Source organism: Pseudomonas sp. UBA6276 (assembly GCF_002438365.1).
GTDB lineage: Bacteria > Pseudomonadota > Gammaproteobacteria > Pseudomonadales > Pseudomonadaceae > Aquipseudomonas > Aquipseudomonas coleopterorum.
On the sequence record NZ_DJUS01000086.1, the window covers coordinates 1 to 21,503 of the forward strand.

General features: G+C 63.5%; 21 protein-coding genes. 17 read left to right on the plus strand and 4 right to left on the minus strand.

What is annotated here, in order from left to right:
• The 12 genes from B2V21_RS10115 to B2V21_RS10170 all read left to right on the plus strand — a co-directional run.
• A partial coding sequence (locus B2V21_RS10115) for a DNA gyrase C-terminal beta-propeller domain-containing protein (RefSeq protein WP_286916772.1) occupies positions 1-625 on the plus strand: 625 nt, incomplete at its 5' end.
• 206 nt (positions 626-831) lie between these two features.
• On the plus strand, positions 832-1,917 hold the full coding sequence (gene serC, locus B2V21_RS10120; protein WP_286916773.1) for a 3-phosphoserine/phosphohydroxythreonine transaminase: 1,086 nt from the start codon (positions 832-834) through the stop codon (positions 1,915-1,917).
• Positions 1,917-3,011: a prephenate dehydratase gene (pheA, locus tag B2V21_RS10125; protein WP_043187723.1), complete on the plus strand. Its 1,095-nt coding sequence runs from the start codon at positions 1,917-1,919 to the stop codon at positions 3,009-3,011. The genes serC and pheA overlap by 1 nt, the downstream gene beginning before the upstream one ends.
• A gap of 17 nt (positions 3,012-3,028) precedes the next feature.
• The gene (hisC, locus tag B2V21_RS10130) at positions 3,029-4,138 is read left to right on the plus strand and encodes a histidinol-phosphate transaminase (protein WP_134721472.1); all 1,110 of its coding nucleotides are present in this window, start codon (positions 3,029-3,031) and stop codon (positions 4,136-4,138) included.
• The gene (locus B2V21_RS10135) at positions 4,131-6,392 is read left to right on the plus strand and encodes a bifunctional prephenate dehydrogenase/3-phosphoshikimate 1-carboxyvinyltransferase (RefSeq protein WP_376787077.1); all 2,262 of its coding nucleotides are present in this window, start codon (positions 4,131-4,133) and stop codon (positions 6,390-6,392) included. Before hisC ends, B2V21_RS10135 begins: the two co-directional genes overlap by 8 nt.
• Entirely contained in the window at positions 6,389-7,075 is a 687-nt protein-coding gene (gene cmk, locus B2V21_RS10140; RefSeq protein WP_049861363.1) for a (d)CMP kinase, read from the plus strand. Before B2V21_RS10135 ends, cmk begins: the two co-directional genes overlap by 4 nt.
• Positions 7,076-7,196: 121 nt before the next feature.
• Positions 7,197-8,885, plus strand: a complete 1,689-nt coding sequence (gene rpsA / locus B2V21_RS10145) for a 30S ribosomal protein S1 (RefSeq protein ID WP_049861362.1) — start codon at positions 7,197-7,199, stop codon at positions 8,883-8,885.
• 151 nt (positions 8,886-9,036) lie between these two features.
• Positions 9,037-9,336, plus strand: a complete 300-nt coding sequence (locus B2V21_RS10150; RefSeq protein ID WP_090357097.1) for a hypothetical protein — start codon at positions 9,037-9,039, stop codon at positions 9,334-9,336.
• A gap of 179 nt (positions 9,337-9,515) precedes the next feature.
• On the plus strand, positions 9,516-9,815 hold the full coding sequence (locus B2V21_RS10155) for a hypothetical protein (RefSeq protein WP_049861360.1): 300 nt from the start codon (positions 9,516-9,518) through the stop codon (positions 9,813-9,815).
• Positions 9,816-9,926: 111 nt separating this feature from the next.
• The gene (gene ihfB, locus B2V21_RS10160) at positions 9,927-10,220 is read left to right on the plus strand and encodes an integration host factor subunit beta (RefSeq protein ID WP_049861359.1); all 294 of its coding nucleotides are present in this window, start codon (positions 9,927-9,929) and stop codon (positions 10,218-10,220) included.
• Between the two features lie 21 nt (positions 10,221-10,241).
• Positions 10,242-10,592, plus strand: coding sequence for a lipopolysaccharide assembly protein LapA domain-containing protein (locus B2V21_RS10165; protein ID WP_192000038.1), 351 nt, complete (start codon positions 10,242-10,244; stop codon positions 10,590-10,592).
• A gap of 130 nt (positions 10,593-10,722) precedes the next feature.
• The gene (locus B2V21_RS10170) at positions 10,723-11,571 is read left to right on the plus strand and encodes a DUF2242 domain-containing protein (protein ID WP_286916774.1); all 849 of its coding nucleotides are present in this window, start codon (positions 10,723-10,725) and stop codon (positions 11,569-11,571) included.
• Positions 11,572-11,589: 18 nt separating this feature from the next.
• Here the strand turns inward: B2V21_RS10170 and B2V21_RS10175 are convergent, their stop codons facing one another.
• A complete protein-coding gene (locus tag B2V21_RS10175) occupies positions 11,590-12,612 on the minus strand; it encodes an AraC family transcriptional regulator (protein WP_286916775.1) in 1,023 nt (340 codons plus the stop codon).
• A 4-nt stretch (positions 12,613-12,616) separates the two neighbouring features.
• Complete coding sequence (locus B2V21_RS10180) at positions 12,617-13,732, minus strand: nitrilase-related carbon-nitrogen hydrolase (protein WP_286916795.1); 1,116 nt, start codon at positions 13,730-13,732, stop codon at positions 12,617-12,619.
• A 188-nt stretch (positions 13,733-13,920) separates the two neighbouring features.
• On the opposite strand from B2V21_RS10180, the gene B2V21_RS10185 reads away from it, so the two are divergent.
• Both B2V21_RS10185 and B2V21_RS10190 read left to right on the plus strand, forming a co-directional pair.
• Positions 13,921-15,957 (plus strand): NADPH-dependent 2,4-dienoyl-CoA reductase, encoded by a 2,037-nt coding sequence (locus tag B2V21_RS10185; RefSeq protein ID WP_286916776.1) that lies wholly within the window; start codon positions 13,921-13,923, stop codon positions 15,955-15,957.
• Positions 15,958-16,022: 65 nt separating this feature from the next.
• The gene (locus B2V21_RS10190; RefSeq protein WP_286916777.1) at positions 16,023-16,913 is read left to right on the plus strand and encodes a 1-aminocyclopropane-1-carboxylate deaminase/D-cysteine desulfhydrase; all 891 of its coding nucleotides are present in this window, start codon (positions 16,023-16,025) and stop codon (positions 16,911-16,913) included.
• A 4-nt stretch (positions 16,914-16,917) separates the two neighbouring features.
• Here the strand turns inward: B2V21_RS10190 and B2V21_RS10195 are convergent, their stop codons facing one another.
• Together B2V21_RS10195 and B2V21_RS10200 are read right to left on the minus strand one after the other, a co-directional pair.
• Positions 16,918-17,466, minus strand: a complete 549-nt coding sequence (locus B2V21_RS10195; RefSeq protein ID WP_286916778.1) for a cytochrome b — start codon at positions 17,464-17,466, stop codon at positions 16,918-16,920.
• Positions 17,467-17,537: 71 nt separating this feature from the next.
• Positions 17,538-18,485: a DUF1853 family protein gene (locus tag B2V21_RS10200; RefSeq protein ID WP_286916779.1), complete on the minus strand. Its 948-nt coding sequence runs from the start codon at positions 18,483-18,485 to the stop codon at positions 17,538-17,540.
• Positions 18,486-18,652: 167 nt separating this feature from the next.
• Between B2V21_RS10200 and B2V21_RS10205 the strand changes: the two genes are divergently transcribed.
• From B2V21_RS10205 to B2V21_RS10215, 3 genes are read left to right on the plus strand one after another with little or no spacing between them, the layout of a single operon-like run.
• A complete protein-coding gene (locus tag B2V21_RS10205; protein ID WP_043187749.1) occupies positions 18,653-19,546 on the plus strand; it encodes an NAD(+) kinase in 894 nt (297 codons plus the stop codon).
• Positions 19,543-20,517, plus strand: coding sequence for a metallophosphoesterase (locus tag B2V21_RS10210; RefSeq protein ID WP_376787078.1), 975 nt, complete (start codon positions 19,543-19,545; stop codon positions 20,515-20,517). Before B2V21_RS10205 ends, B2V21_RS10210 begins: the two co-directional genes overlap by 4 nt.
• Positions 20,514-21,386 (plus strand): rhomboid family intramembrane serine protease, encoded by an 873-nt coding sequence (locus B2V21_RS10215; RefSeq protein WP_192000031.1) that lies wholly within the window; start codon positions 20,514-20,516, stop codon positions 21,384-21,386. Before B2V21_RS10210 ends, B2V21_RS10215 begins: the two co-directional genes overlap by 4 nt.
• The last annotated feature ends 117 nt before the right edge of the window (positions 21,387-21,503 follow it).

The following is a 21,503-nucleotide window of genomic DNA, read 5'->3' on the forward strand; positions in this document are numbered from 1 at the left end:
CGACACCCTGATCGCCGCTGCCATCACCGACGGCGCCAAGGAAGTCATGCTGTTCTCCGATGCCGGCAAGGTGATCCGCTTCGCCGAAGGCGTCGTGCGCCAGATGGGCCGTGGCGCTCGCGGTATTCGTGGCATGCGTCTGGGCAAGGGTCAGCAACTGATCTCCATGCTGATCCCCGAATCCGGTGCACAGATCCTCACCGCTTCGGAGCGCGGCTTCGGCAAGCGCACGCCGCTGAGCAAGTTCCCTCGTCGCGGTCGCGGCGGCCAGGGCGTGATCGCCATGGTCACCAAGGAACGCAACGGCAAGCTGATCGGTGCTATCCAGTCCCAGGAAGGCGAAGAGATCATGCTCATTTCCGACCAGGGCACGCTGGTGCGTACCCGCGTCGGTGAAGTGTCGAGCCTTGGCCGAAACACCCAGGGTGTGACCCTGATCAAGCTGATCACCGACGAGAAGCTGGTGGGCCTGGAGCGGGTTCAGGAGCCATCGGAAGTCGAGGAAGATGAGCTGGAAGAAGGTGTCGAAGGCGTTGAAGGTGTCGAAGGTGTAGAGCTGGACGATTCCGAATTGGCCCAGGGCGACGCTGAAGCCGATGCCGCGGCCGAAACGCCCGAGGAGTAAGTTGTAGGGCAGTTGATCGGCGGTGCGCCCTTCGCGGGCAGAGCCCGCTCCCACAAAGGCCCGTGAATGCCTGTGGGAGCGGGGCGGGGGGGGGGGGAGATATCCCCGCCGCCGCGCCCCCCCCCNNTGCCCGCGAAGGCCTCACCGCCGATCTTCCGACAGACACACCCGGGTCAGCCCCGAATTCAAGCAGAGCGAGAGTGGATGTGAGCAATCGAGCCTTTAACTTCTGCGCAGGCCCCGCCGCGCTTCCCGAAGCCGTACTGCAGCGCGCCCAGGCTGAAATGCTGAACTGGCGCGGCAAGGGTCTCTCGGTGATGGAAATGAGCCATCGCAGCGAGGACTACACCGCCATCGCCGAAAAGGCCGAACAGGACCTACGCGATCTGCTTGGCGTCCCGTCCAACTACAAGGTGCTGTTCCTGCAGGGCGGGGCCAGCCAGCAGTTCGCCGAGATCCCCCTGAACCTGCTCCCCGAAGGCGGCACGGCGGACTACGTCGAAACCGGCATCTGGTCGAAGAAGGCCATCGAGGAAGCCCGTCGCTACGGCAATGTCAACGTCGCGGCCAGTGCCAAACCCTACGACTACCAGGCCATTCCCGGCCAGAACGAGTGGACACTGACGCCCGGCGCGGCCTACGTGCACTACGCGTCGAACGAAACCATCGGCGGCCTGCAGTTCGACTGGATTCCGCAGACCGGCGACACCCCGCTGGTGGTCGACATGTCCTCGGACATTCTCTCGCGGCCCGTCGACGTCTCCCAGTTCGGCCTCATCTACGCCGGTGCGCAGAAGAACATCGGTCCCAGCGGCCTGGTCGTGGTCATCGTGCGCGACGACCTGCTGGGCAAGGCCCGCAGCGCCTGTCCGACCATGCTCGACTACAAGATCGCGGCCGACAACGGCTCGATGTACAACACGCCGGCGACCTACTCCTGGTACCTCTCGGGCCTGGTGTTCGAGTGGCTCAAGGAGCAGGGCGGGGTTGCCGCCATGGAAACGCGCAACCGGGCCAAGAAAGACCGTCTGTACGGCTTCATCGACGCCAGCGCGTTCTACAGCAACCCGATCTCGGTCAACGCCCGGTCGTGGATGAACGTACCGTTCCGCCTGGCCGACGAGCGCCTGGACAAGGCGTTTCTGGCCGGCGCCGACGCGCGCGGCCTGCTCAACCTCAAGGGTCACCGTTCGGTCGGTGGCATGCGCGCCTCCATCTACAACGCCCTGGGCCTTGACGCCATCGAAGCGCTGGTCGACTACATGGCGGAGTTCGAAAAGGAAAACGGCTGATGTCCGAACATGAACTCAAGGCCCTGCGGGTCCGCATCGACAGCCTCGACGAAAAGATCCTCGAGCTGATCAGCGATCGCGCCCGCTGTGCCGAAGAAGTCGCACGGGTCAAGATGGCGGCGCTGGCCGAAGGCGAGGTGCCGGTGTTCTACCGGCCCGAGCGCGAGGCGCAGGTGCTCAAGCGTGTGATGGAACGCAACAAGGGGCCGCTGAGCAACGAGGAAATGGCGCGTCTGTTCCGCGAAGTCATGTCCTCCTGCCTGGCCCTGGAAAACCCGTTGAAGGTGGCCTACCTGGGTCCGGAGGGCACCTTCACCCAGGCCGCTGCGATGAAGCATTTCGGCCATGCGGTGATCAGCAAGCCGATGGCCGCGATCGACGAGGTGTTCCGCGAAGTGGTCGCCGGCGCCGTGAATTTCGGCGTGGTGCCGGTGGAGAATTCCACCGAAGGCGCGGTGAACCACACCCTCGACAGCTTCCTCGAGCACGACATGGTGATCTGCGGCGAGGTCGAGTTGCGCATCCACCATCACCTGCTGATCGGCGACAACACCAAGACCGACAGCATCACTCGCATCTACTCCCACGCACAGTCCCTGGCGCAATGCCGCAAGTGGCTGGACGCGCACTACCCGAACGTGGAGCGCATCGCGGTGGCCAGCAACGCCGAGGCGGCCAAGCGGGTCAAGGGCGAATGGAATTCGGCGGCCATCGCCGGCGACATGGCGGCCGGCCTGTATGGCCTGGAGCGCCTGGCCGAAAAGATCGAGGACCGCCCGGACAACGCCACGCGGTTCCTGATCATCGGCAACCAGGAAGTACCGCCGACCGGCGACGACAAGACCTCGGTCATCGTGTCCATGAGCAACCGCCCCGGTGCCCTGCACGAGCTGCTGGTGCCGTTCCATGACAACGGCATCGACCTGACACGCATCGAGACGCGTCCGTCGCGCAGCGGCAAGTGGACCTACGTGTTCTTCATCGACTTCATCGGCCACCATCGCGACCCGTTGATCAAGGGCGTGCTGGAACAGATCAGTCAGGAAGCCGTGGCACTCAAGGTGCTCGGCTCGTACCCCAAAGCGGTTCTCTAACAGAAGGGTTAGCACGCATGACCGATTTCCTTGCCCTGGCCCAGACCGGTGTTCAGCAGCTGTCCCCGTACGTTCCCGGCAAACCGGTGGACGAACTAGCCCGAGAGCTGAACATGGACCCGGCCAGCATCATCAAGCTGGCCAGCAACGAGAACCCGTTGGGCGCAAGCCCCAAGACCCGTGCCGCGATCGAGCGCGAGCTGGCCGAACTCACGCGCTACCCCGATGGCAACGGTTTCGACCTCAAGACCCTGCTGGCTCGGCAGTGCCGCGTGCAGATCGACCAAGTGACTCTGGGCAACGGCTCCAACGACATTCTCGAACTGGTTGCCCGCGCCTACCTGGCACCCGGCCTGAACGCCGTGTTCAGCGAGCACGCCTTCGCCGTCTATCCGCTGGTCGTGCAGGCCGTGAACGCCGGCGCGCGGGTCGTCCCGGCCAAGCAGTTCGGCCATGACCTGCCCGCGATGCTGGCAGCGATCGACGACAAGACCCGCATCGTGTTTCTGGCCAACCCGAACAACCCGACCGGGACCTGGTTCGGACCGCAGGCGCTGGAAGACTTCCTGGCGGCGGTTCCCCCCAGCGTGCTGGTGGTGCTCGACGAGGCCTATATCGAATACGCCGTGGGCGGCGACCTGCCCGACGGCCTGGATTATCTGGCGCGCTATCCCAACCTGCTGGTGTCGCGCACGTTCTCCAAGGCCTATGGCCTGGCTGCGCTGCGGGTGGGCTACGGTCTGTCGTCGCCGACCATCGCCGACGTGCTCAATCGCGTGCGCCAGCCATTCAACGTGAACAGCCTGGCGCTGGCCGCCGCGTGCGCCGCGCTGACCGACACCGAATATCTGCAGCGCAGCCGCGAACTCAACAGCGCTGGCATGCAGCAGCTGGAGGCGGGTTTCACCGAGCTGGGTCTGCAGTGGATCCCGTCCAAGGGCAACTTCATTGCCGTGGATGTGGGTCGCGACGCCGGTCCGGTGTTTCAGGGGCTGCTGCGCGAGGGTGTGATCGTGCGCCCGGTGGCCGGCTATGGCATGCCCAACCACCTGCGCGTGACCATCGGCCTGGCCGAAGAGAACAGCCGCTTCCTGGAGGCATTGCGCCAGGTGCTGGCTCGTGTCTGATTTCACGCAATTGCAACCCGGCGCTGCCAGAATAGGCCGCCTGGTGGTAGTGGGATTGGGACTGATCGGCGGCTCCTTCGCCAAAGGCATCAAGCAGAGCGGCCTGGCCGATGAAGTGGTCGGGGTCGATCTCGATCCACGTTCCTGCCAGCGCGCCGTCGAGCTGGGTGTGGTGGACCGCTGTGAGGCGGAGCTTGCCAAGGCCTGTGTGGGCGCCGATGTGATCCAGTTGGCAGTACCGATCCTGGGCATGGAGAAACTGCTGGCGGCGCTGGCTCGACTCGATCTGGGTCGGGCGGTGATCACCGATGTCGGCAGCGCCAAGGGCAATGTGGTGCGAGCTTATCGTGACGCTTTCGGCGGTGACCTCTCACGCTTCGTGCCGGGCCATCCGATCGCCGGTTCCGAGCAGAGCGGGGTGGAGGCAGCCAATGCCGAGTTGTTCAAGCGGCACAAGGTGATCCTCACGCCGCTGGCCGAAACCTCGCCCCAGGCGCTGGCCCGGGTCGACGGCCTGTGGCGCGCCCTGGGGGCGGACGTGGAGCACATGCAGGTCGAGCGCCATGACGAGGTGCTTGCCGCCACCAGCCACCTGCCTCACCTGCTGGCGTTCGGTCTGGTCGATTCGTTGGCCAAGCGCAGTGAAAACCTGGAAATCTTCCGCTACGCTGCGGGCGGTTTCCGCGATTTCACCCGAATCGCCGGCAGCGATCCGGTCATGTGGCACGACATCTTCCTCGCCAACCGCGAGGCAGTTTTGCGCACACTCGATACATTTCGCAGCGATCTCGACGCCTTGCGCGACGCGGTCGATGCAGGGGATGGGCATCACCTGCTGGGCGTGTTCACACGCGCCCGGGTGGCCCGCGAGCATTTCAGTAAAATCCTGGCCCGTCGGGCCTATGTGGACGCTATGAACTCCAATGACGACCTGATCTTCCTGGGCAAACCCGGCGGCAGCCTCAATGGCCGCATCCGCGTACCGGGCGACAAATCCATCTCGCACCGTTCGATCATGCTCGGCTCGCTGGCCGAAGGCACCACCGAAGTCGAAGGCTTCCTGGAAGGCGAGGACGCTCTGGCGACTTTGCAGGCCTTCCGCGACATGGGCGTAGTCATCGAAGGCCCGAACCAGGGCCGCGTGACCATCCACGGCGTCGGTCTGCACGGGTTGCAGGCGCCGCCGGGGCCGATCTACCTGGGCAACTCCGGGACCTCGATGCGCCTGCTCGCCGGCATCCTGGCAGCGCAGAGCTTCGACACCACGCTGACCGGCGATGCCTCGCTGTCCAAGCGCCCCATGAACCGCGTGGCCAACCCCCTGCGGGAAATGGGCGCGGTCATCGAGACCGCTGCCGAGGGTCGTCCGCCGGTGGTCATTCGCGGCGGACAGCGCCTCAAGGCGCTGAACTACACCCTGCCGATGGCCTCTGCCCAGGTCAAATCCTGCCTGTTGCTGGCTGGATTGTGGGCCGAAGGCAAGACCACCACCACCGAGCCTGCACCGACCCGCGACCACACCGAGCGCATGCTGCGTGGTTTTGGCTACCCTGTGCACGTCGACGGCCCGCAGGCATCGGTCGAGTCCGGACACACGTTGACCGCGACCCATATCGAAGTACCGGGCGACATCTCCTCGTCCGCCTTCTTCCTGGTGGCCGCTTCGATCGCCGAAGGTTCGGACCTGACCCTGGAACACGTCGGCATAAACCCCACGCGTACGGGCGTCATCGATATCCTGCGCCTGATGGGCGCCGACATCACCCTGGAAAACCAGCGTGAAGTCGGTGGCGAACCGGTTGCCGACCTGCACGTGCGGGCTGCCCGGCTCAAGGGCATCGAGATTCCCGAAGCGCTGGTGCCGCTGGCGATCGACGAATTCCCCGTGCTGTTCGTGGCAGCCGCCTGCGCCGAGGGGCGCACCGTGTTGCGCGGCGCCGAAGAGCTGCGGGTCAAGGAATCCGACCGTATCCAAGTCATGGCTGATGGCTTGCAAGCCTTGGGCGTCAAATGCGAGCCGACGGCGGATGGCATCATCATCGACGGCGTCGGTCACGGGGTGCCAGCCATGGGCGGTGGCGAAGTTCACGGCCACGGTGATCACCGCATCGCCATGGCTTTCAGCGTCGCCTCCCTGCGCGCCAGCGCGCCGATCCGCATCCACGACTGTGCCAACGTCGCCACGTCGTTCCCCAACTTCCTCGGTCTGTGCGCCCAAGTGGGTATCAACGTAGCCGAAGAGGGCAAGTCGTGAACGTGGCGCCAGTCATCACCATCGACGGGCCCAGCGGTTCGGGCAAGGGTACCGTCGCCGGTATCCTGGCCAAGCGTCTGGGCTGGAAGCTGCTCGATTCGGGCGCTTTGTATCGGCTGCTGGCCTACGCCGCACGCAACCACGGCGTGGATTTGAGCAACGAAGCTTCACTGATGGTCATGGCTGCGCACCTGGACGTGCAGTTCATTGCCGCCGCCGATGGCCAGCCACAGCGCATCGTCCTGGAAGGCGACGATGTCACCCGGGACATTCGTAACGAGCAGATCGGCGCCTGCGCTTCCCAGGTCGCTGCCCTGCCAGCGGTACGCGATGCCTTGCTGCAGCGCCAGCGGGCGTTTCAGGAGCTGCCTGGCCTGGTCGCCGATGGTCGCGACATGGGCACGGTGGTGTTCCCCGATGCGCCGCTCAAGGTGTTCCTGACCGCGAGCGCCGAGGAACGTGCGCGCAGACGTTACTTGCAGTTGAAGACAGCCGGCAACGATGTTAGTCTGTCGAGTCTGCTAGATGAGATACGTGCACGCGATGAGCGTGACACCCAGCGCGCAGTGGCCCCGCTCAAGCCGGCGGCCGATGCCATACAGCTGGATTCCACGGAGTTGTCCATCGAGCAGGTGTTGGAACGCATCATGAGCGAGATCGCACTTCGCGATATCGCCGGGTGACGAAGAAGCTATACGGGAACCCAGTCAACATCCCGGTGGCTTTCTTTTACTTGAACGAAACCCACGTTGTCTGGAGCGTGGCTGATGGGCGTATGTTTCGCCCAAATCTACAGGAATTAAAATGAGCGAAAGCTTTGCAGAACTCTTTGAAGAAAGCCTAAAAACTCTCAATCTTCAGCCAGGCGCAATCATCACCGGTATCGTCGTCGATATCGACGGTGACTGGGTTACTGTCCACGCCGGCCTGAAGTCCGAGGGTGTCATCCCGCTCGAGCAGTTCTACAACGACGCTGGCGAACTGACCATCAAGGTCGGTGACGAAGTCCACGTTGCGCTGGACGCGGTAGAAGACGGCTTTGGCGAAACCAAGCTGTCCCGCGAAAAAGCCAAGCGCGCCGAGTGCTGGATCGTTCTGGAAGCAGCTTTCGCCGCCGAGGAAGTGGTCAAGGGCGTTATCAACGGTAAGGTTAAAGGCGGCTTCACTGTCGACGTTAACGGCATCCGTGCGTTCCTGCCTGGTTCCCTGGTCGATGTCCGCCCTGTGCGCGACACCACCCACCTGGAAGGTAAAGAGCTCGAATTCAAGGTCATCAAGCTGGACCAGAAGCGCAACAACGTTGTCGTTTCCCGTCGCAGTGTCCTGGAAGCCGAGAACTCCGCCGAGCGCGAAGCTCTGCTGGAATCCCTGCAGGAAGGTCAGCAAGTCAAGGGTATCGTCAAGAACCTCACCGATTACGGCGCATTCGTCGATCTGGGTGGCGTCGATGGTCTGCTGCACATCACCGACATGGCCTGGAAGCGTATCAAGCACCCATCGGAAATCGTCAACGTTGGCGACGAGATCGATGTCAAGGTTCTGAAGTACGATCGCGAGCGTAACCGCGTATCCCTGGGCCTGAAGCAACTGGGCGAAGACCCATGGGTTGCCATCAAGGCACGTTACCCAGAAAGCACTCGCGTCATGGCGCGCGTGACCAACCTGACCGACTACGGCTGCTTCGCAGAGCTGGAAGAAGGCGTGGAAGGCCTGGTACACGTTTCCGAAATGGACTGGACCAACAAGAACATCCACCCTTCGAAAGTCGTACAAGTCGGCGACGAAGTGGAAGTCATGGTTCTGGACATCGACGAAGAGCGTCGTCGTATCTCCCTGGGCATCAAGCAGTGCAAGTCCAACCCGTGGGAAGACTTCTCTGGCCAGTTCAACAAGGGCGACAAGATCTCCGGCACCATCAAGTCGATCACCGATTTCGGTATCTTCATCGGTCTGGACGGCGGCATCGACGGTCTGGTTCACCTGTCCGACATCTCCTGGAACGAAGTGGGCGAAGAAGCCGTACGTCGTTTCAAGAAGGGCGACGAGCTTGACACCGTCATCCTGTCGGTAGATCCAGAGCGCGAGCGCATCTCCCTGGGCATCAAGCAACTGGAAGACGATCCGTTCTCCAACTACGTTGCTGTCAACGACAAAGGCGCTATCGTTCGCGGTACCGTTAAAGAAGTTGACGCCAAGGGCGCTGTGATCACCCTGGCCGACGACATCGAAGCCACTTTGAAAGCTTCCGAAATCAGCCGTGACCGCGTTGAAGACGCGCGCAACGTCCTGAAGGAAGGCGAAGAAGTCGAAGCCAAGATCATCAGCGTCGACCGCAAGTCCCGCGTCATCCAACTGTCGATCAAATCGAAAGACGTTGAAGACGAGAAAGAAGCTATCCAGAGCCTGCGCGACAAGCCAGCCACTTCGGATATCGCTGCCGGTCCGACCACTCTGGGCGACCTGCTGCGTGCTCAGATGGAAAAGCAGAACTAAGTTCTGTTTGACCTGTAGAAAAAGGGCGACTTCGGTCGCCCTTTTTTGTGCCTGCGATTTGTGTTTCGTACCGTTCAGCAGAAATGGGTGCCGAACTTAAAAGTGCCTGGGAGGCTCAAAGGCATAAGCGAATACCCAAGGACCTCCAGGGATGAAAACCGTAGTAACCGCGATGCTGTTCGTAGTAGTTGGCCTGACGTCCGGGTGCTCCACCACATCGGTGGTCAAACGAGATTATCGGGGCATGCAGGCGTTGCAAATCAACTGCAGTGGCTTGGGTTCGTCATGGGGCAAGTGCTATGACAAGGCCCATCAATCCTGTCGCTCGGCAGGCTACAAGGTCTTGGCAAAGACATCGGATATCAAGGAGGACCCGGAGGATGGCTTCCTGGGCTGGAATCCCGGCATGGCCAGTCGGACCATGTTCGTGCGCTGCAACAGCCAGGGATGAAAGGTCAGGGCGGTGTTGTACGAATAGTTACAATCTTCCGAGTCATCGCACTGAAACCCGCCTGAAGTAAATTAGCAATCGGCCAGCTACTTGGATAGGGTAGATGGCCTGTGGTTGTTGATCCATTTCGCCGTTACTCCTGAACCCGTGTCCATCCTGAAGTAGACAAGGCCCGAGTCATGAAATTTACCTTGCTCATCGCAGCATTGCTGCTGGTGACCGCCTGCGCCGCCACCTCCACCTCCCACGGCAAGCGTGGCAACCGCGGGTTGCACATCAACTGTTCCGGGCTCACTTCGTCCTGGGCACAGTGCGAGAAAGAGGCGGAGTCCGCCTGTGGACCTGCGGGCTACCGCACCCTGGCCAAGTCCAGTGACGCCAAGGAAGACCCTGATGACTACGTCTTCGGTCTCAACCCCGCCGGTTATTCCACGCGCAGCATGATCGTCAAATGCCGCAAGAGCAGTGCGTTCAAATAGTGCACCGACAACTGATTGCGAAGAAGTCAAGAGTCGGGCTGTTCAAATCTGTCAAGCCATGCTAAAACCTTCTAAGCGCTGATCTAGCTGCTTGATAAAGAAGGGAAAAATATGACGAAGTCGGAATTGATCGAACGTATTGTCACCCATCAAGGTCTACTTTCATCCAAGGATGTGGAACTGGCCATCAAGACCATGCTTGAACAAATGTCCCAGTGCCTTGCCACGGGTGACAGGATCGAGATACGCGGTTTCGGCAGCTTTTCCCTGCACTATCGCGCGCCGCGTGTCGGGCGTAACCCGAAGACAGGTCAGTCAGTAAGCCTGGACGGCAAGTTCGTTCCGCATTTCAAGCCCGGCAAGGAATTGCGCGACCGGGTGAACGAGGATGAAGAACTCGTTTGATCGACGTTGAAGGAGAAGGCTTTGCGTAATCTCAAGAAATTGCTGCTGGTGCTGATCTTCCTGGCAGTCGCCGCCGCTGTGCTGATATTCGTGCTAGAGAACCAGCAGGCCGTGGCATTGAGCGTTCTTGGGTGGTCCAGCCCATCGTTGCCGGTTTCGGTCTTCATACTGGCAGGTGTGCTTGCCGGCATGTTGTTGGGTCCGTTGTTCGGTTGGTACATTGCCGCCAGCAGCAAGCGGCGCTGGCGCAAGCAGTTGCGTGCCAAGGCTCGCGCCGAGCAACGCGCCGCACTTGCGACCGTGCCCCTCGATTCTGCAGCCGCTGCCGGCGCTCCTGCGCAGCCTGTGACTCAGCCGCCCGCAGTCAAGTAAGCACGCAGTCCATGGAAACCGCCCATGGAAACATCGCGTATCACCGCACGTCCTGATTGAACGGTATTTCATGCGCCGCATGCGCATGTTCTGTTGCACAATAGCCGCAGACTGTTTTCCAGGACTCCAAATGTCACTCCCATTTCCTTTCGGACGTCGCCTCCCAGGCGCCTTGCTGGCAATTGCATGGCTTGGCCTGGCAGGGTGTTCCTCACCCAAGACCGCCATCTACGAACACGAAAACTTTGCCGACTCGGGTACGTTCTCGCGCAACTATCCCGTCAGTGACGTAGCATCCTGCGAGGCCGCCCGGCGTGGATTGCTCAGTCAGGGCTACATCATCACCAGCAATGATCCGCGCCAGGTCAGCGGGCACAAGAGCTTCCAGCAAACCGGCGAGAGTCATCTGGAAATCAGCTTCAACGTGGTCTGCGTAGCCGATGCCAGCAGTGATCACAGTTCCACCGTGTTCGCCAACGCCCTGCAGGATCGCTACGCGCTGAAGAAGGTCAACAACTCCGCCAGTGTGGGCGTGGGGGTGCTGGGTTCGGTGTCGATGCCGATCGGGTCCACCGACGACTCCATGGTCAAGGTGGCCAGTGAAACGGTGGCGTCGGATACGTTCTACGACCGCTATTTCGCCTTGGTCGAGAGCTTCATGCCGGTCAAAGCCAAGAAAGCGGCAGCGCCGCAGCCAGCCCAGGATGAGCTGGGTGTGCCCGACACCGCACCCGCCGCTTCCCTGGCGCCTGCAGTAGCGGCGCCATCGGCTGCGCAAACGCCGTTGGCGCAGCCGACGCCGGCGGTCATCCAGGCGCCTGGGGCAGACGCGGTGCCTGAACAGGAGGCCTCGCAGCCGGTGGCACCTCCGGCGCAACCGGCACCGATCGAAATCATCCCATCGCCCGAAACGCCGCAGGCAGTTCCCGACGCTGCCATTCAAGCGCCTGCCGCCGACACGCCTGTCTCGCAACCTTGAAGCCGATGTGCGTACGGATCATTGACGGTTCGTGCGGCGGTACTCTCCGGGCGTGACTGCGCACCAGCGCTTGAACGCACGCTGGAAGGCTTCGGCCGAGGTGAATCCCAGTAGATAGGCAATTTCGCCGAAGGCCAGCTCGGTGTCACGGATGTAGGTCTGTGCCAGGTCCCGGCGGGTGTCGTTGAGAATCGAGCGAAATTGGCTGCCTTCCTGGGTCAGCTTGCGGCGCAGGGTCCAGGCCGGCATTTTCAGGCAAGCGGCGACTTCGTCCAGCGTGGGCTCGCGTCCGCCATTGAGCAAGGGGCCCAGCAGCTGGCTGACCCGTTCGGCCAGGGTCCGGATACGGGTCAGCCGTTCCAGTTCCTGCTCGCACAACTGCAACAGATGCTGCCAGGTGCTGGGACAGTGCTCGGGGTTGCGCAGGCTGAGGCTGGCGTGGGTGAGACGCAGTTGATTGTGCTCGCAGCCGAAGCTGGTGTTGGCAGGGTAGTGGTCAGCGTACTCCGGCGCTGCGAACTCGACCTCCAGCCGCTGCGCACGCACGTCTTGCCCCGCCAGGACGCTCAGTTGCCGCAGCCAGCCGGTCAGCAGCGAATCCACCACGAACCGGTTATAGGTGTTGTAGGGGCTGATCGAATAGAAACGTAGCCAGGCGCCTTCGCGGTCTTCATGAAAGCTCGACTGCCCGCGGTAGTTGGCTGCATACAGAGCTTCGAAGCGAATCAGCGTACGGGCGGCTTCGCGCACCGTTGGCGCCTGTGCGGCCGTGATACCCGCCAACCCCGCCTGGCTCAAGCGACTGGCCTGACCGATGCGCAGGCCCAGGGCAGGGTCGCCGGTGAGTGCGATGGCCGCATGCCCCAGGCGCATATAGCGGGCGATGGTCAACCGTGCACCGGCCACGTTGAGCCGACTGGGCTCCAGTCCATATTGGGTCAACAGGGGCGAGGGGTCATGACCCTGGCTACGTACTGCCTCGGCCAGGCTTTGAGTGAAGCCGACCGACAGGTCGCCGAGTTTGATGCGCTGGCCCGTCACGCGCCTAGAGCCACAGGTTGATCAGGCGCGCACCGCGCCCATCGCCGACTTGCCCGAACCGTTCGCGCTGACGCGCGAAACTTTGCCCTTCGTAGAACTGATTCCAGAAATGTCCGCCCATGAACACGGTCATGCTGGCCAAGGACGCGCTGGCTTCGTTCAGACGTTGCCAGGCGTGTGCCTCGCTGACTTCGCGAGGTGACAAGGCAACATCGGTGGGCGCCGGGCTGATGCGGAAGCCACGCCACGGGCTGGACCAGCGGCCCCGGCCCAGCACCGATGCCGGCACCGCCAGCAGTTGCACGTCCTGCTGGCGTAGTTGGGCGTGACTGGCCGGGTGCCAGCTGTCGGTGCCGATCAGTACGGTGAGTTTTCCCGCCGGGGTGTCGAAAACGTTGAATGGCGCATCGCCCAAGGATTGCACATAGCGCCGGGTAGGGTGACTGGTGAAATGCTGGAGCTGTGGCTGACCGAGGATGGAGCCATCGGTGGCGAACACGACGCTGGCGTTGTACAAGGGCCCGCTGTCGGTCCGCAGCCGACCGTCGGTAACCGAAGGCTTGGGCAGAATGATGGAGCCCGCGACCAGCGTCACACCGAACTGCCTGGCGAGGCCGCCGAACAGTTGCTGGTATTGATCGGCCATGCGCGCCGCCTTCATGCGCAGGTAGGCGTCGGCGAAGCGGTCGTCGCCATGGGCTTGGACCAATCCGGCGAGCAGATCCAGCGGGTTGCTGGCGGCGAGCCATTGTTCGGCATCGCGGCGTTGCGCGGCCTGGTAGAACTCGTTCTTCTCGCCCACGGCCCACAACCAGGTGCCGATGTGCTCGGGCAGCACGACGATGGTCTTGCCGTTGAGCAGGCCGGCGTCCTGGGCGTGTTGCAGATAGCCGGCCAGTTTCAGGCGCAGGCGCTCGACACTCTGGTAGTCCGCCGGAAACAGTTCGGGCTGAACGCCCAGTAGATTGCCCCGCCCAGCCGGCACGCCGTCGACCCCCTCGAACGTGACGCGCAGGTCCGACAGGTAGTGGCCCACGGGCCGCTGGGTCGTCCACAGCGCATAGGTGGTCAACGCCGCCAGGCAAAGCAGGGCGACCACGGACATCAGGATTTTGCGCATGAGGGACAACAATCAGCTCCTGTTGGTGAATCCGCACTAGGGTAGACGTCGCGTGCGGCATGATCAATGACTTGTCATTTCTGGTCATTGAGGCAGGCGGCTCGGGTCTTTACTGTCAGACACTTGTCGTGACCGAGCCCGCTGAAAGAGGCTCCGCACCTATCCGTGATCCTGCCTGTGGAGATCCCATGGCCGCTGCTCCCTATCCTCATCTGCTGGCACCTCTGGACCTGGGGTTCACCACCTTGCGCAACCGGAGTCTGATGGGTTCCATGCACACCGGCCTCGAGGAAAAACCTGGTGGGTTCGAACGCATGGCCGCGTATTTTGCCGAACGTGCGCGGGGTGGAGTGGGCCTGATCGTCACCGGCGGCATTGCTCCGAACGAAGAAGGCGGAGTGTATGCCGGGGCGGCCAAGCTGAGCACGCCCGAGGAGGCGCAAAAGCATCGGATCGTGACCCAGGCGGTGCATGAGGCCGGCGGCAAGATCTGCCTGCAGATCCTGCATGCCGGGCGCTATGCGTACAGCCCCAAGCTGGTGGCGCCGAGTGCCATTCAGGCGCCGATCAACCCGTTCAAGCCACACGAGCTGGATGAAGAAGGCATTCAGAAGCAGATCGCCGACTTTGTCGCCTGTGCTCGGCTGGCCCAGTCGGCGGGCTATGACGGTGTCGAGATCATGGGCTCGGAAGGCTACTTCATCAATCAGTTCCTGGCGGCCCACAGCAACCAGCGCACCGATCGCTGGGGCGGCAGCTACGCCAATCGGATGCGCCTGGCGGTCGAGATCGTCAGTCAGGTAAGGCAAGCGGTCGGTCGCGAGTTCATCATCATCTTCCGCCTGTCCATGCTCGACCTGATCGAAGGCGGCAGCATCTGGGAGGAAGTGGTCGAGTTGGCCCAGGCCATCGAGGCGGCGGGCGCCACTCTGATCAACACCGGTATCGGCTGGCACGAAGCACGTATTCCGACCATCGCCACCAAGGTGCCCCGCGCGGCGTTCAGCAAGGTCACGGCCAAGTTGCGCACGGCGGTGCGGCTGCCGCTGATCACCACCAATCGCATCAACACCCCGGAGGTGGCCGAGCGCATCCTGGCCGATGGCGACGCGGACATGGTATCGATGGCGCGGCCATTCCTGGCCGACCCTGAATTCATCAACAAGGCCGCTGCCGACCGGGGCGACGAGATCAACACCTGCATCGCCTGTAACCAGGCCTGCCTGGATCATACCTTCGCCGGCAAGTTGACCAGTTGCCTGGTCAACCCGCGCGCCTGCCATGAAACCGAGCTCAATTATCTGCCCGTGACCCAGGTGCGCAGGATTGCCATCGTCGGTGCCGGCCCGGCCGGGTTGGCGGCGGCCACGGTGGCGGCCGAGCGCGGCCATGCGGTGACGCTGTTCGACTCGCGCGACGAGATCGGCGGTCAGTTCAACGTGGCCAAGCGCATTCCGGGCAAGGAAGAGTTCAACGAAACCCTGCGCTATTTCGATCGCAGGCTGACGCGCCTCGGCGTGGACGTGCGCCTGGGCGCGCGGGTCGACGTAGCCGCGCTGACAGCCGGAGGTTTCGACGAGATCGTGCTGGCCACGGGCATCGCCCCTCGGCTGCCGGACATCGAGGGTATCGACCATCCCATGGTGCTGGGTTACCTGGACGTGCTGCTGCAACGGCGCCCGGTGGGTCAGCGTGTGGCGGTGATCGGCGCCGGTGGCATCGGCTTCGACGTCAGCGAGTTCCTGGTGCATCAAGGGCCGTTCACCAGCCTTGATCGTGAGGCATTCTGGAAGGAGTGGGGCATCGACCTGACGCTGCACGCCCGCGGCGGTGTGGCTGGGGTTGCGGCGCAGACCCACGCGCCGGCGCGCGAGGTCTACCTGCTGCAGCGCAAGGCGGGCAAGGTGGGTGAAGGCCTGGGCAAGACCACCGGCTGGATCCATCGCGCCGGGTTGAAGAGCAAGGGCGTGCGCATGGTCAACGGGGTCGAGTACTTGAAGATCGATGACGCCGGCCTGCATGTGCGCGTGGCCGGGGGCGAGCCGCGGGTGCTGGCGGTGGACAACGTGGTGATCTGCGCGGGGCAGGATCCGTTGCGCGAGCTGGAGCGGGGGCTGATCGAGGCCGGGCAGCGAGTGCACCTGATCGGTGGCGCGGACGTGGCCGCGGAACTGGACGCCAAACGCGCCATCGACCAAGGCTCGCGCCTGGCAGCCGTGCTGTAGAATGAGCAGCGCGCCGGGTCGGTCCCGGCGCCGCTGCATTCTCACGTCCAGCTTGTCAGGCCCCCATGCTTCTTGATCTACCACGCGCCCCGTTACACCCCTTGCGATTGTCCTGGCTCGCCGAGGCCGGCATCGAAGCGGCCGTACTCCGGCTCGACCTCATCGATCCGCTGATCAGCGGCAACAAGTCGTTCAAGCTCCAGCATCACCTGCTGGCCGCTCAGGCTGCTGGCTGCAGGGGGCTCATCAGTCTGGGCGGTGCCCATTCCAATCACCTGCATGCCCTGGCGGCGGCCGGTGAGCGCCTGGGTCTGCGCACGGTCGGCTTGCTGCGCGGCCACGCCCAGGTGACGCCGACCGTGATTGACCTGCAGCGGTGGGGAATGGAGCTGCACTGGTTGGGTTACGAAGGGTATCGACAGCGCCACCGGGAGGATTTCTGGGCACCCTGGCAGGCACGCTACCCCGATCTGCTGCCGGTGCCCGAGGGTGGCGGAGGGTTGCTGGGGGCCAGGGGGTGTGCAGCTCTGAGGGTTCAAGTGCAGGCGCAACTGGCAGATATCGGCTGGGACGATTTCGAGGCATGGTGGCTGGCGGTAGGGACTGGTACGACGCTGGCTGGCCTGGTCCTGGCCGAAGACGGGCAGCGCCGGGTTTACGGAGCGCTGGCGGTCGGGCCGGGCCATGGTGTGCAGGAACAGGTGAATGCGCTGTGCGGCGAACGGGGTCACACCCTGCTCGATGCCAGCCGTGGCGGCTTTGCCAAAACGGACAGCGCGCTGCTGGCGTTCATGCGCGACTGTGAAGCCGAGGCCGGTATTCCACTGGAGCCGGTGTACACGGCCAAGGCGTTGTGGGCCTTGCGCGAGGCGGCAACGGCGGGCGTGCTCGCTGCAGGCAGCCGCTTGGTGTTCGTGCACACTGGTGGTCTGCAGGGTTGGCGGGCCGCGCCGTGATGTTTCAGTCGCGCTGCGGCAGCATGCGGCGCAGGGTATTGTCGCCGCGCAGATAATGATGGCCCAGGCCCAGCAGGCCGTGCAGGCCGATCAGCCAATAGCCCCAGCCGGCGATGCGCATGTGCCATTCCTGCAGGCGCCCACCGAGGTCACGGTCCTCGCCGATCAGGTGAGGCAACTCGATGCCCCAGAACGAGACGGGCCGGTTCTGCGCGCTGAGGATCAGCCAGCCGAGCAACGGCAGGCCGATCATCAAGGCGTAGAGTGCAAGGTGCATCAGGCTGGCCAGGCGGGTCTGCCAGGCGGGGAGGGGCGGAACGATGCGCGGGGTGACGCCCAGGCTTCGTGCCAGCAGACGCAGCCACACCAGCAACCCCACGCTCAGGCCCAGCATGAAGTGAAACTGCACGATCAGTACGCGTGCGCCGCTGCCTCGCTCGAATTGTCCGCGCAACTCGATACACGCATAGGTGGCGGCCAGCAGGACCAGCATCGACCAGTGAAGGGCGATGGACAGGCTGCCGTAACGCGCGTGGGTGTTTCTCCAGGTCATCGGGCGACTACTCGAGCGGTCATGCACAGGGTATCGGGCCGGCGGTGAACATCTTTAGCCAGCCCCGTGCTTTACACGCCCGGCAGGGCTGGCCAGGGGTCGGCGACCAGGAAGACCCGCTCGGCTTCCTGCCAGTCACCATGAGCGTCGTGGGTCAGACGCACGAGCATCTGCGCAGCGGCGAGTGGGTCCAGTTGCTGCAGCCAGGCGTTGAGCTGGTCGGGTGCCCAGGCGTCGGCGGCAGCAAGGCGAGCCGGTGCCAGCCAGGCATCGCGCGGCAGCGGCTGCCAGCGCCCGTTCGGGCGTTGCTCGACGAAGATCGGCCAATCGCGCTGATGCACCCAGCGTCCGCGCAAGTGGTCGGGGTGGGCATGTTCGGGCGCGCTCGCTGCGCCTGGCCAGGGGTAGAACAGGTAGCCGGCCAGCCACAGGTGGGCGTCGAACTGCTCTATGCCCAGGTCATGCAAGGCTTCGCGGCCCTGACTGGACGTGGAAATGGGCAACTGGTGCTCGGCCAGGTGGTTGAGCTTGCGACCCAGCCGATCCTGGGTGTTGGGGCCCAGCCACTGGAAGGCGTCGTGGCCGTCGGCGGCCACCGGCCCCAGGTACAGCTTGATGGCTAGTTCCAGGTGATGCACGCCGTCGCGGTCGCGAATCACCATGTCGAGCTCGCCCAGCGTGTGTCCACCCTTGCGGATCGGCAGGTTGGCGGCGAGCAACTCGATACCGGGCGCCTGGTGCAGGGCGAATTGCCATAGGCGTTCGTAGTACAGGCCAAGGCGTCTCGTGGGGGCCTGGGCCAGCCAGTCGACCAGGGGTTGGCTGGCATCGTCCAGGGCCAGCAGCCACGCCTGCAAGTCTTCAGGCCGTTCGGCCCAGCGGCTGCCGGCCAGGGGATGGCGTTGCGTCCAGGGCGCTGTGTGCAGCAGCGGCGGGGCGAGGATGACCCACGCCAGATCGCGCACCTGGGGCTGGCGCAGGTGGCGCGGGAAGTCGGCGAGGGCGGCAAATGGATTCATGGGACGATCCCGGTCAATGGCGCGGTGGCTGAAAGGGTTTTGTGCGGCAACGGCTTTACTCCATAATCCAGATCCGTATTTGTGTCCGCAACCGCTGGTTGCGCGACAGCGTTGTGGAATGTGCCTGGCGCATCCCGATAGCCAGAACAGACCCGAGCAGGAGCCTCATGGAGCAATTTCGCAATATCGGTATCATCGGCCGCCTTGGCAGCTCGCAGGTGCTCGATACCATTCGCCGCCTCAAACGCTTCCTGCTGGACAGGCACATGCACGTCATCCTCGAGGACACCATTGCCGAAGTACTGCCCGGCCACAACCTGCAGACGTCTTCGCGCAAGATGCTCGGCGAAGTCTGCGACCTGGTGATCGTGGTCGGCGGCGACGGTAGCCTGCTGGGCGCGGCACGGGCGCTGGCGCGGCACAACACCCCGGTGCTGGGGATCAACCGCGGCAGCCTGGGCTTTCTCACCGACATCCGTCCCGACGAACTCGAGGTCAAGGTGGCCGAGGTGCTGGACGGGCACTATCTGGTCGAGAACCGTTTCCTGCTCGAGGCCGAAGTGCGCCGGCATGGCGAGGCCATCGGCCAGGGCGATGCGCTCAACGACGTCGTGCTGCACCCGGGCAAGTCCACCCGCATGATCGAGTTCGAGATCTACATCGACGGGCAGTTCGTCTGCAGCCAGAAGGCCGACGGCCTGATCCTCGCCACGCCGACCGGCTCGACCGCCTACGCACTGTCGGCGGGCGGGCCGATCATGCACCCCAAGCTCGATGCGATCGTGATCGTGCCCATGTACCCACACACGCTTTCGGGGCGGCCGATCGTCGTCGATGGCAACAGCGAGATGAAAATCGTTGTCTCAAAGAACATGCAGATCTATCCGCAAGTCTCATGTGATGGTCAGAACCACTTCACCTGCGCCCCGGGCGATACCCTTACGGTGCGCAAGAAATCGCAGAAACTGCGTCTGATTCATCCCCTGGACCACAATTATTACGAAGTGTGCCGGACCAAACTCGGCTGGGGCAGCCGGCTCGGCAACACCGGAGGCGATTGATGCTCGACCCGGCGCGAAGTTACGACCTGATCGGCGATGTGCACGGTTGCGCACACACTCTCGAACATCTGCTCGACAGGCTGGGCTATCGCAAGCAGGGCGGCGTCTGGCGCCATGGGTCGCGCCAGGCGCTGTTTCTCGGCGACATCATCGATCGCGGGCCAAGGATCCGCGAGTCCCTGCACATCGTCCATGACATGGTGGTGGCCGATCAGGCGCGCTGCATCATGGGCAATCACGAGTTCAACGCCCTGGGCTGGAGCACGCCGGCCCTGCCGGGTAGCGGCAAGCAGTACGTGCGCGAACATGTGCCGCGTCACGAACGCCTGATCCAGGCGACCCTCGACCAGTTCGCTCAGCACCCAGGCGACTGGCATGATTTTCTTGGCTGGTTCTACGAGTTGCCGTTGTTTCTGGATGCCGAGCGCTTCCGGCTGGTGCACGCGTGCTGGGACGCAGGCCTCATCGAGCCGCTGCGCCGACAGCACCCGGATGGCTGCATCGACGCGCATTTTCTTCAGGCATCGGCGGTCAAGGGCAGCTTTGCCAGCCAGGTGTTCGACCGTCTGCTGCGCGGCACCGACATGCGTCTGCCCGGTGGCCTCACCCTGACCGGGGCCGACGGCCTGAGTCGTGCCTTCTTTCGGACCAAGTTCTGGGAAGACGATCCGCAAACCTATGGTGATGTGGTGTTTCAGCCCGATGCGCTGCCAGACGAGGTGGCCTGCGCGCCGTTGAGCGAAGAGCAGAAGAACGCCTTGCTGCGCTATGGAGTCGACGAGCCGTTGCTGTTCGTCGGCCATTACTGGCGCAGTGGGCGACCGGCGGCGATACGGCCCAACTTGGCTTGCCTGGATTACAGCGCGGTGCTGTACGGCAAGTTGGTGGCGTACCGTCTGGACCAGGAAACCCGAATCGATCCGCGCAAGTTCGTGTGGGTCGAAGTCGAACGCCCGGAGGCGCTTTCATGAGTGCAATCGCTGTATTGCGTCTGCCGCTGAGCACTGACCTGAGTGGTTTCGTAGGTTTGCTGAGACGTCTGAAGGTACCCCATCGGGTCAGCGAGGAGCAGGGTAGCCAAGTGCTTTGGGTGCCCGACGAACGCCTGGCGCAGGATATTCGCGACCTGTACCAGCGCTATCCGGAGGGCAACGCCGAAGTCGATCCGCAATTGATGGCCCGGCATGCGCCGGTGCAGAGGCCGGGTTTCGTGCAGCAGCTCAAGGCCAGCCCGGCCACGGCTGCGGTGCTGCTGGCGTGCCTGATGGTGGCGGCAGTGACCCTGCTGGGGGACAACCTGGGCAGTCTGCGCTGGCTGACCTTTCTCGACTTTCAGGTGCAGGGCGAGTACCTCTACTTCACGCCGCTGGCCGATACCTTGGCGAGCGGGCAGTGGTGGCGTCTGTTCAGCCCCATGCTGATCCATTTTGGTTTGCTGCACCTGGCGATGAACGCGTTGTGGTACTGGGAGCTGGGGCGGCGTATCGAAGCGTTGCAGGGGCGGATCAATCTGCTCGGGCTGACCCTGTCGTTCAGCCTGGTCTCGAACGTGGTCCAGTACCTGGTCAGTGGGCCGAGTTTGTTCGGCGGGTTGTCGGGGGTGCTGTATGGCTTACTCGGGCACTGCTGGTTGTACCAGTGGCTGGCGCCCAACCCGATCTACCGTTTGCCCCGTGGTGTGTTGGTCATGATGCTGATATGGCTCGGGCTGTGCCTGAGTGGGCTGGTGAGCGTGCTGGGCTTCGGCGAAATTGCCAATGGTGCGCATGTTGGCGGTCTGTTGATCGGCTGCGCCACGGGCCTCATGGGCGGCCTGCTGGCCCGGCGCAAGTCCCGGTAAGCGTGTCGGCGGTGTGCCTGATGTTGCGCGGTGAGGCCGGACGCGGCTTGCGCCGCTGCTACAGGGGCGCGGGAGCCGCGTCGGTGGTGTAGGCGGTGTGAGGCCGGACGTGGTTTG